An 8,868-nucleotide genomic window follows, 5' to 3' on the forward strand; every position below is an offset into this window, starting at 1 on the left:
GCAAATCACGCGCCGTCAACGACACCCCGACCGAACAGGAGGCCACCCCCGCGGCACTGACCGCCTGAACCATTAACTCGAAGAATCACACGACAGGCGTCGTACACCACGCCCCTGGACTTGACCGCGTCGGCACGCTGTTGCTGCAAGGCTGGACGCTGCCGCTGCTGATCCGACGGCTCGACCTGTCGGTCGACGCCGACCAAACCTACACGCATGCTGAAACCGAGAAGGCCGAGCAGGTGGTGCACCGCGCCGCGGACGCGGTGCTCGCCGAGTTCCGTGCCAATCCGCCCGCCGGGCTCGACCACCGGGTGCTCGCCGAGATCCGCGGCATCGTGGCGCGGCACTCGCAGGACGCCGACGAGATGCCGGACCCGGCAGCCAACACGTTGCGCGCCGAGGTGTTCGCCCAGCTCTACCGCGACGTGCTGGCTGCCCAACGCGCCGCTCTCATCGATGAGCGAGACGCCGGCCACATCGACGAGGAGGCGGTGCGGACCATGCTCGAACGGCTCGACCTGCAGGAGGCCGGGGTGTCGGCGCGGCTGGAGAGCCGGTTCTAGAAGTCGAACCCGCCGAAATCGCCACCGCCCCAGTCGCCACCGCCCCAGTCGCCGCCACCACCGGAGTCCCAGCCACCCCCGCCCCAGTCGCCGCCTCCGGCGTCGCCGCCGTCGAGCTGGCCCTGATCGAGGCCGTCCTGGAACCCGTCGCCGTAGCCGCTCTCGAAGGCCTGCGCGTCGTATCCGACACCCGCCATGCCCGAGAACAGGCTGCTGAACAGCAGCGCCGACCCCAGACCCCAGGCGCCGGCCACCAACGCCGGCTTCCACCACGGCTCGGAGTACCAACCGGCCGGCACCGGTCGCCCAGCGACCCGGCCACCGGGGTAGTAGTTCGGGGTGCGCTGCGAGGGCGTCGGTGACGCCTCGATCTCGCGACCCTCGAACTGCACGCGGCGATCTTCGGTGACGGTGCCCGCGGTGCGCTGCCCGGCCAGGGATTCCAGCTCAGGGCCGGGATCCATCCCCATCGCCGTGCGCGCCGCACGCACGTAGTACAGACCCTCCATCGCGCTCTCCTTGGCCAACTCGGCCTGACGTGCGCTGGAGGCCTGGTCGATCTGCGACGACGCGGCCGTGTACCGCTCTGAGGCATCGGCCAGCGCCTGCTTGGAGGCGTCGTCGGTGCCCGTCAGCGCGAACACCTGCCCGCCGAGGCGCTCGATCACCCGACGGGCGTCGGCCTTCGCGTCGGCCAGCGTCGCGGCGTTCCGCTTCTGGGTCGACTTCGACGTCGCGTAGACGGCCAGCGCGATCGCCGCGACGACCAAGACGATGAGCACGAGCAGTACGCCATTCATGGCTCACAGCGTACCGACAGAATACGAACACTCCAGGTCGCAGACGGCGCGCGGGCAGTGTGCGGCGACGTCGACGCCGGGCCGGTTCGGCGGTGCGCCGAATACACACCGGACCTCACGACCGGCCGGGCGGCATCACCTGCCAGATGGACTGCGACCCGGAATGCGCGACCTCGGTGAAGCGGTCATGGAGTCCGTGCAGCAGCGACCTCACTTTGCTGCTTCCCGCGCTTTCCGGATCGGCGACGCCCTCCGGTGCGGATAACGCCCACGACGACACGAGGGCCCGTCGGGTTGCGGTCAGATCGATACGGTCTGGCCGCGCTCGATTTCGATCACCCGGCCGGCCATCCCCAGCTCGGCCATCGCCGCAGTGAAATCTGTTCGCGGCGAGGCGAATACGCCATAGTCGTCGAAGTGGACCGGTATCACCCGCGGCAGGTCCAGCCGCCTGACCATCTCGGCGCCCTGGCGGCCGTCCATCGTCACCGTCAACCCGAACGGTAACCGGTTCCCGGCTGGGAGTTTGGTGCCGCCGAGATGCAGCACCCCCGCGTCGACGGACTGGAACCGCACCGGGATCTCGTCGAGTTCGTCGATCAGCAGGGTGTCTCCGGACAGGTACAGATGCCGGGTCGTGCCGTCAGTCTCGAAGGTCACCATCGTGCCCATCACCGGCGGCAGCAGGCGATTGATCGGGGTCGGTGCGTGCCGGCCGGGTAGTGAGGTGAACGTAAGCCGCTCAGAACCGTTGGCGATCACCGAGCTGTCCCACGTCGACAATCCCACCGCGTCGCCGAAACCGCGGTGCCGCAGGCGCTTTGCCGCGTCGTGGGTGGTGAAGACGGGTAGGTCATGGTCCAGGTGGCGTTCGGCGACGCGGTCCCAGTGGTCCCCGTGCATGTGTGAGAGAACGACCGCGTCCAGTGCGGGTAGCTGATCGACCTGCAGCGCCGGGGGTTTGAGCCGCTTGGACCACAACCCGTAGCCCAGGTAGGCGTGCTGGCCCTGGTGCAGGAAATTCGGGTCGGTCAGGATCGTGATCGAGCCGCAGCGGATCAGCGTGGTGGCGGTCCCTATGAACGTGACGTCGATGTTCATCACATTCCCGTGTCAGCGAAGCGCGCTCGGTGCGGTGGCCCGGCCGGGACGGCGTGCCCCGTACATACGGACGGCCAGTGGTTCGGACTCCCGGATGAGGATGCTGTCGGCGCCGATGGTGATCCAACCGCGCTCGGCGAAGTGGCAGAGCGCCTTGTTCACCGATTCGCGGGAGGTACCCACCAGATGGGCGAATTGCTGTTGGGTCAGGTCCATCGGCACTCGCATCGCCCCGTCCTCTTGGACGCCGAACCGTTGCGCGAGTCCGAGCAGCTGTTTGGCGACCCGCGCGGTGACGTCGGCGTACACCGCGTCGGTGATGCTGGCGTGGGTCCTGCGCATCCGCCGGGCCAGCAGACGCAGGAACCCGTTGGCGATCTGCGGGTCCGCAAGGATGACGGACAGCGCCGTCCGGCGTCCCAGCGACAGCGCATGAATGTCGGTGACCGCGCTGGCGCACAAACCCCGGGGACCGGGATCGAACACCGACTCCTCGCCGAACACCTCGCCCGGTCCGAGCACGCTGAACGTGCATTCCCGGCCGTCGCGGCCGTCGAGCCCGATCCGGACCCGGCCGTGTCCGAGCAGGAACAACCGGTCGTCGGTGTCACGTTCGCGGAAGATCACGTCTCCGGCGGCCGCGTCGACTCTGAGCACGTCGCCCAAAGCGAGCAGGTCCGCCACCTCCCAGCCGGGGAAAAGTGAGCCCAGGCGGAAATCGGTCTCGACGAGCTTCATCGATCTCCCTCCGGAAGGCGGCGATGGCTGCGCGACGTGCTACCCGCCGGCGCGCGAAATACGCGCCGAAATCGGAACATTTCGCGACGCGGATCGGTGCGGTGTGAAGAGCGAAACACCGGCGGCTGCGGTGCGCGAGCACTAATTCGAAGGACCGCCAATTGAACCTGGCGTGGTGAGGGCGCCGCTCCGTTTCCGACCCGTGGGCACCGTGTGGTGGACGTGCCTTGCGGGTGACCGTGTGTTATGGAAAACGACCGCTTCTTCTCGATCATCGAACGCGAGGCCGGAGTCGACCGAGAGACCGCGCAGACGGTCGCGCGCTCAACGTTGGTGACGCTCGCGCAGCGGGTGACACCCGGCGCACTGCACAAAGTCCAGGTGCAGGCGCCCGAAGGCGTGCGGACGTGGCTGTCGCCCAAAGCGCCCCGCGAGCTGTTCGACGCGGACGAATTCGTGGCCAGGGTGGCCCAGCAAACGGGGACGGATGCCGACACAGCGCGCAGATACGCCCATGCTGCGCTGCTGGCGCTCAGCCGAGCGGTCAGCGCCGACGCCTGGGAAACCCTCATCCGCGAACTGCCCGCAGACTTCGCGCCGCTGCTGGCGGGCACCCGCCGTTCGGCAGTCCCGATGCCGGTCGACGAGTTCTTACAGTGGGTTGCGGACCGGGGCGGGTTCGACCGTGAAACCGCCGCGCGCGCAACGGAGGCCGTCCTCGAGACGCTCGCCGAGCGGATAGCCGGCGGCGAGGTGGACGATCTCACCAAGGAGCTGCCGCCGGAGTTCCGCCCCGTACTGGAGCGCGGGAAGAAGCTCGGCGGCGGACGCGCACACAAGATGCCGCTCGAGGAGTTCGTCCATCGGATCGCCGAACGCGAGGGCGTGCCTGACGACATCGCTCGCGCACACGCGCGCGCAGTGCTCAACACGGTCCGTGACGCCGTGGTGGCCAAGGAGTGGCACGACCTCAGCTCCGAGCTGCCGCGCTCCTATTTGCAGGACCTCGCCGAGCCGTGAACTGGCCGAACCTGGTTCTTGCGGGCGTTGAGGCCGGAGACGATCTTGCGGAAATCTAGACGACTCGTTTGGCCCTATCCGGGACAGCGCGAGCCGCCGAACGATTGTTCGACGGGATCGCCGCTGGTCCTCCGTTGGAGCGGGCGACGGGAATCGAACCCGCGTAGCTAGTTTGGAAGACTAGGGCTCTACCATTGAGCTACGCCCGCGTGTGCTGCACTTCGTGACAGTACCGGCAAATGGTACCGGGCCCGCCTAACTCAAATCCAATTGAGGCATCGGCGCGGCCAGGCCGTAGGATCGCCGGTGGTCTGATGCCGCGTGCAGGCGTGCGCAGCAGCGACCGGGGTGTAGCGCAGCTTGGTAGCGCATCCGCTTTGGGAGCGGAAGGCCGCAGGTTCAAATCCTGTCACCCCGACCAGCAGTGCCCCCCGACAGCACGACCACCCACAGTAGAAGCAATAAGAGGAGTACCAACGTGAAGAGCACCGTCGAGAAGTTGAGCCCCACCCGGGTTCGCATCAACGTGGAGGTGCCCTTCACAGAGCTCGAACCGGACATCGACCGCGCGTTCAAGCAGCTGGCCAAGCAGGTCCGGCTTCCCGGGTTCCGTCCCGGCAAGGCGCCGCGCAAGCTGCTCGAGGCCCGTGTCGGCCGCGGTGCTGTCCTGGAGCAGGTCGTCAACGACGCGCTGCCCGCCCGCTACAGCGAGGCCATCACCGCGGAGTCGCTGCAGCCGATCGGCCAGCCCGAGATCGAGGTGACCAAGCTCGAGGACAACGAGGAGCTGGTGTTCACCGCCGAGGTCGACGTCCGGCCCGAGATCGAACTGCCCGACCTTGAGGCGCTGAAGATCACCGTCGACCCGGTCACTGTCGCCGATGAGGACGTCGACGCCGAGATCGACTCGCTGCAGAAGCGCTTCGGGACCCTGACCGGGGTCGACCGGCCCGCCGAGGACGGCGACTTCGTCTCGATCGACCTGTCGGCGACCGTCGACGGCAAGGACGTTCCCGAGGCCCAGACCGAGGGGCTGTCCCATGAGATCGGCTCCGGGCAGCTGATCGAGGGTCTCGACGAGGCCATCATCGGGCTGAACGTCGACGAGTCCAAGACCTTCACCACCACGCTGGTCGCGGGGGAGCATGCCGGCCAGGAAGCCGAGGTCACCGTCACCCTGCGGTCGGTGAAGGTGCGGGAGCTGCCCGAGGTCGACGACGACTTCGCCCAACTGGCAAGCGAATTCGACACCGTCGACGAGCTGCGCGCCGACCTGAAGGAGAAGGTCAGCCGGATCAAGCGGGTCCAGCAGGCCGAGGCGATCCGCGACAAGGCCATCGAGGTGCTACTCGAGCAGACCGAGATCCCGCTGCCCGAGGCCGTCGTACAGGCCCAGGTCGACGACACGCTGCACAACGCGATCCACGGCCTCGACCATGACGAGGACAAGTTCGCCGAGACCCTCAAGGAGCAGGGCAGCAGCCGCGAGGAGTTCGACGCCGACAACCGGGCCAACGCCGAGAAGGCAATCAAGACCCAGCTGCTGATGGACGCCATCGCCGACAAGCTGGAGATCCAGGTGGGGCAGAACGACCTCACCGAGCGCCTGGTGCTGATGTCGCGCCAGTACGGTCTGGAGCCTCAGCAGCTGCTGCAGATGCTGCAGCAGAACAACCAGCTGCCCGCGATGTTCGCCGACGTGCGCCGCGGGCTGACCGTCGCGGCGGTCGTGCACGGCGCCACCGTCACCGACACCGACGGCACCGAGATCGACACCGCGGAGTTCTTCGGGCCTTCCGGTGAGCAGGCCGAGGCTGCCGGTGCGGATGACACGCAGGACGACGCGGACGCGTCCGGCGAGCCCGCCGCCGCCCCCGAATCCGATGAACAGGCCGACGACTCCAAGTGATGCTGTGAGCGAACGCGTGCCGTCTGGGGACTCCCCGTCGGCGCGGGTTCGTTAGTGTCGTTCGTAAGACCGGTCACCGCGTCGGAAGTAGACAAAGAAAGCAGGTATCCAGTCGTGACTGACATGCGTGGCGCCTCGTCGGGCCTCAACCTTGTCGACTCGGTGTATGAGCGGTTGCTGGCCGAGCGCATCATCTTCCTGGGCTCACAGGTCGACGATGACATCGCCAATCGGCTCTGCGCGCAGATCCTCCTGCTGTCGGCCGAGGATCCGACCAAGGACATCCACCTCTACATCAACTCGCCCGGTGGCTCCATCAGCGCCGGCATGGCGATCTACGACACGATGGTGCTGGCCCCGTGCGACGTGGCCACCTACGCGATGGGTATGGCCGCCTCGATGGGCGAGTTCCTGCTCGCCGCGGGCACCAAGGGCAAGCGCTACGCACTGCCGCACGCCCGCATCCTGATGCACCAGCCGCTCGGCGGGATCACCGGCGGCGCGGCGGACATCGCGATCCAGGCCGAGCAGTTCGCCAGCATCAAGAAAGAGATGTTCCGGCTGAACGCTGAGTTCACCGGGCAGACCATCGAACGCATCGAGGCCGACTCTGATCGCGACCGCTGGTTCACCGCTCAAGAAGCCCTCGAGTATGGATTCGTCGACCACATCATCACCAGCGTGACCATCAACGGCGACGGACCGGGAGCAGGACTCGACAAATGACCGACAACACCCCTTCGTCTATCCACCCCGCCCTGGACCCACGCGTGCAACCGCAGGCCCGCTACATCCTGCCGTCGTTCATCGAGCACTCGAGCTTCGGCGTCAAGGAGTCCAACCCGTACAACAAGCTGTTCGAGGAACGCATCATCTTCCTCGGCGTGCAGGTCGACGACGCCTCGGCCAACGACATCATGGCCCAGCTGCTGGTCCTGGAGTCGCTGGATCCCGACCGCGACATCACCATGTACATCAACTCGCCCGGCGGTTCCTTCACCAGCCTGATGGCGATCTACGACACCATGCAGTACGTGCGTGCCGACATCCAGACGGTGTGCCTGGGCCAGGCCGCGTCCGCGGCGGCGGTGCTGCTGGCCGCCGGCACCCCGGGCAAGCGGATGGCGCTGCCCAACGCGCGGGTGCTGATCCACCAGCCCGCTCTCGGTGGGGTGATCCAGGGCCAGTTCTCCGACCTGGAGATCCAGGCCGCCGAGATCGAGCGGATGCGGACTTTGATGGAGGAGACCCTTTCGCGTCACACCGGCAAGCCCGCCGACGTGATCCGCAAGGACACCGACCGCGACAAGATCCTGACCGCGGAGGCGGCCAAGGATTACGGGATCATCGACACGGTGCTGGAGTACCGCAAGCTGTCGGCCCAGAAGGGCTGAGCGTTCCGCGGGTACTACCTGTTCGCAGCGCGTGGTGCGGGCCTCGAAAGGGGTGGCGCGCTACGCGCTGCGGCGTTTCTGCCCGCGCTGATCAGCGTGTGACGCGCAATGTCCGTGCGGGCGCCGCACGTGTCGTCCTTCTCACCCGTTGCCGTAGATCCTGGTCGGGGTGACAAGCACGGCCGTGCGGCGCTGCTCGCGCATCGTGCGGTCGTAGGTGTCCCAGTCGTCGTGGGTTCCGCCCGCAGCAGTGAAGATGTCCCGCAGCAGCCGCGGAAGGGTGTCGCCGCTACCGAGCCACGGCTGCGGATCGTCCGGGCCGGCCAGTTCGGCCGTGCCCTCGACGGTGGCCCAGTGCCAACCGCGGCGGAACGTGACCGCGATCTGCGGCCGCGACCGCAGGTTCATCAGTTTCACGCGCCCGTAGGTGACGAATCCGAGGACCGGCTCGCCGGTCGCGGGATGCGGCAGCGGTCCGGCGTTGATCAGGGAGGCCTGGATCGTCTGGTCCGCGCGCACCGTCGCCACCACCGCCAGGCCGCTGTCGTCCCGGGCGAGTGCGAACGCGTCCTGAAGCGAGGTCATGCCCGCAGGGTACGTCGGGTCACGGTCTCACCGCGGGGCTGAGCGGTGGGCCCGCAGGCCGTTCACCGGAAAGGCACCGCCGTAACGTCCGCTCGTGTCAGGCTGATTATCAACGCAGACGTAAACGCATCGTGCGACCGCGTCCTGATCCAAGGAGTGCCCATGTCGGAGCGAATCAAGTCGGGCGCGGCGGTGGTCGCGTTCGTGGCGGCGGCCGCGGGGCTGCTGATCCAGACCGCGACGGCCGTGGTCGCACAGGCCCAGGAACCGGTGTGCCCGGCCGGGACCTACTGGGACGCCGCCACCGCGACTTGCATCGCGGTCAACGTGTACGTCAACCCGCCGAACCCGGTGATCGGCCCCGCGGGTCCGATCGGGGTTGGCGGCGTGGTCGGTCCGGTGGGTCCCGGTCCGGTCGGGCCGGGACCGGTGGGCCCGGGTCCGCTGGGGCCCGGACCCCGCTGACACCTAGGAGTCTGCTGAATTAGTGGGTTGATGGGGCGGGGCGTCTCAAGCGCTCGTCGGCGCGTGTGTGAAGTCACAGGCAGGCCGACAGATTCGGGATTGCCCCGCCGTTTGGGGCGTGGCAATCCGATGTTCGCGCCGCAAGGCCGCCGGGATGTCTGGGCTTAGCCTCGATCCACCGATGAATCGCCTGTTCGGAGGGTGTTGATGTAAGGAAAGTGCCCTTTGAGCTGGGATGATTGGAGTTACCACACTTCGATCAGCCCACGTTCAGAAAGGCACTTCCGGTG

9 protein-coding genes, 2 tRNA genes and 1 pseudogene are annotated in these 8,868 nt (G+C 67.5%); 7 read left to right on the forward strand and 5 right to left on the reverse strand.

The window, feature by feature from the left end:
• Window positions 1–128: 128 nt before the first annotated feature.
• Window positions 129–566 (forward strand): annotated as a pseudogene (locus tag ACTWP6_RS29175) (cation:proton antiporter); the annotation flags it as partial.
• Here the strand turns inward: ACTWP6_RS29175 and ACTWP6_RS29180 are convergent.
• The 3 genes from ACTWP6_RS29180 to ACTWP6_RS29190 form a co-directional block, all read right to left on the reverse strand.
• A complete protein-coding gene (locus ACTWP6_RS29180; RefSeq protein WP_443189502.1) occupies window positions 563–1,366 on the reverse strand; it encodes a DUF1542 domain-containing protein in 804 nt (267 codons plus the stop codon). The pseudogene ACTWP6_RS29175 and the gene ACTWP6_RS29180 overlap by 4 nt on opposite strands.
• A gap of 300 nt (window positions 1,367–1,666) precedes the next feature.
• Window positions 1,667–2,467, reverse strand: a complete 801-nt coding sequence (locus ACTWP6_RS29185) for an MBL fold metallo-hydrolase (RefSeq protein ID WP_443189503.1) — start codon at window positions 2,465–2,467, stop codon at window positions 1,667–1,669.
• 12 nt (window positions 2,468–2,479) lie between these two features.
• Window positions 2,480–3,205: a Crp/Fnr family transcriptional regulator gene (locus tag ACTWP6_RS29190; protein ID WP_443189504.1), complete on the reverse strand. Its 726-nt coding sequence runs from the start codon at window positions 3,203–3,205 to the stop codon at window positions 2,480–2,482.
• A 246-nt stretch (window positions 3,206–3,451) separates the two neighbouring features.
• Between ACTWP6_RS29190 and ACTWP6_RS29195 the strand changes: the two genes are divergently transcribed.
• The gene (locus ACTWP6_RS29195) at window positions 3,452–4,225 is read left to right on the forward strand and encodes a DUF2267 domain-containing protein (RefSeq protein ID WP_443189505.1); all 774 of its coding nucleotides are present in this window, start codon (window positions 3,452–3,454) and stop codon (window positions 4,223–4,225) included.
• 135 nt (window positions 4,226–4,360) lie between these two features.
• On the opposite strand, the gene ACTWP6_RS29200 is transcribed toward ACTWP6_RS29195, so the two are convergent.
• Window positions 4,361–4,434, reverse strand: a tRNA-Gly gene (locus ACTWP6_RS29200).
• A gap of 135 nt (window positions 4,435–4,569) precedes the next feature.
• Between ACTWP6_RS29200 and ACTWP6_RS29205 the strand changes: the two genes are divergently transcribed.
• The 4 genes from ACTWP6_RS29205 to clpP2 all read left to right on the forward strand — a co-directional run bounded on the left by ACTWP6_RS29205 (window position 4,570) and on the right by clpP2 (window position 7,528).
• A tRNA-Pro gene (locus tag ACTWP6_RS29205) sits at window positions 4,570–4,646 on the forward strand.
• Between the two features lie 57 nt (window positions 4,647–4,703).
• Entirely contained in the window at window positions 4,704–6,134 is a 1,431-nt protein-coding gene (tig, locus tag ACTWP6_RS29210) for a trigger factor (RefSeq protein WP_260754300.1), read from the forward strand.
• Window positions 6,135–6,188: 54 nt separating this feature from the next.
• Window positions 6,189–6,860, forward strand: coding sequence for an ATP-dependent Clp protease proteolytic subunit (locus ACTWP6_RS29215; RefSeq protein ID WP_396884586.1), 672 nt, complete (start codon window positions 6,189–6,191; stop codon window positions 6,858–6,860).
• The gene (gene clpP2 / locus ACTWP6_RS29220) at window positions 6,857–7,528 is read left to right on the forward strand and encodes an ATP-dependent CLP protease proteolytic subunit ClpP2 (protein WP_260754298.1); all 672 of its coding nucleotides are present in this window, start codon (window positions 6,857–6,859) and stop codon (window positions 7,526–7,528) included. Before ACTWP6_RS29215 ends, clpP2 begins: the two co-directional genes overlap by 4 nt.
• Before the next feature lie 141 nt (window positions 7,529–7,669).
• Here clpP2 and ACTWP6_RS29225 read toward each other — a convergent pair whose 3' ends face one another.
• Window positions 7,670–8,113 carry a TIGR03618 family F420-dependent PPOX class oxidoreductase gene (locus ACTWP6_RS29225; protein ID WP_260754295.1) on the reverse strand — a complete coding sequence of 148 codons (444 nt, stop codon included), beginning with the start codon at window positions 8,111–8,113 and terminating at the stop codon, window positions 7,670–7,672.
• A 162-nt stretch (window positions 8,114–8,275) separates the two neighbouring features.
• Here ACTWP6_RS29225 and ACTWP6_RS29230 point away from each other — a divergent pair, with 162 nt between their 5' ends.
• Window positions 8,276–8,578: a hypothetical protein gene (locus ACTWP6_RS29230; RefSeq protein ID WP_260754294.1), complete on the forward strand. Its 303-nt coding sequence runs from the start codon at window positions 8,276–8,278 to the stop codon at window positions 8,576–8,578.
• Window positions 8,579–8,868 lie beyond the last annotated feature (290 nt).

The organism is Mycobacterium sp. 4D054 (genome assembly GCF_052245755.1).
Lineage (GTDB): Bacteria > Actinomycetota > Actinomycetes > Mycobacteriales > Mycobacteriaceae > Mycobacterium.

Excerpts from the sequence above, each read along its gene's own strand:
- ACTWP6_RS29190 (WP_443189504.1), bottom strand. The coding sequence starts at position 3,205 with ATGAAGCTCGTCGAGACCGATTTCCGCCTGGGCTCACTTTTCCCCGGC.
- ACTWP6_RS29225 (WP_260754295.1), bottom strand. The coding sequence starts at position 8,113 with ATGACCTCGCTTCAGGACGCGTTCGCACTCGCCCGGGACGACAGCGGC.
- ACTWP6_RS29180 (WP_443189502.1), bottom strand. The coding sequence starts at position 1,366 with ATGAATGGCGTACTGCTCGTGCTCATCGTCTTGGTCGTCGCGGCGATC.
- ACTWP6_RS29185 (WP_443189503.1), bottom strand. The coding sequence starts at position 2,467 with ATGAACATCGACGTCACGTTCATAGGGACCGCCACCACGCTGATCCGC.
- clpP2 (WP_260754298.1), top strand. The coding sequence starts at position 6,857 with ATGACCGACAACACCCCTTCGTCTATCCACCCCGCCCTGGACCCACGC.
- ACTWP6_RS29195 (WP_443189505.1), top strand. The coding sequence starts at position 3,452 with ATGGAAAACGACCGCTTCTTCTCGATCATCGAACGCGAGGCCGGAGTC.
- ACTWP6_RS29230 (WP_260754294.1), top strand. The coding sequence starts at position 8,276 with ATGTCGGAGCGAATCAAGTCGGGCGCGGCGGTGGTCGCGTTCGTGGCG.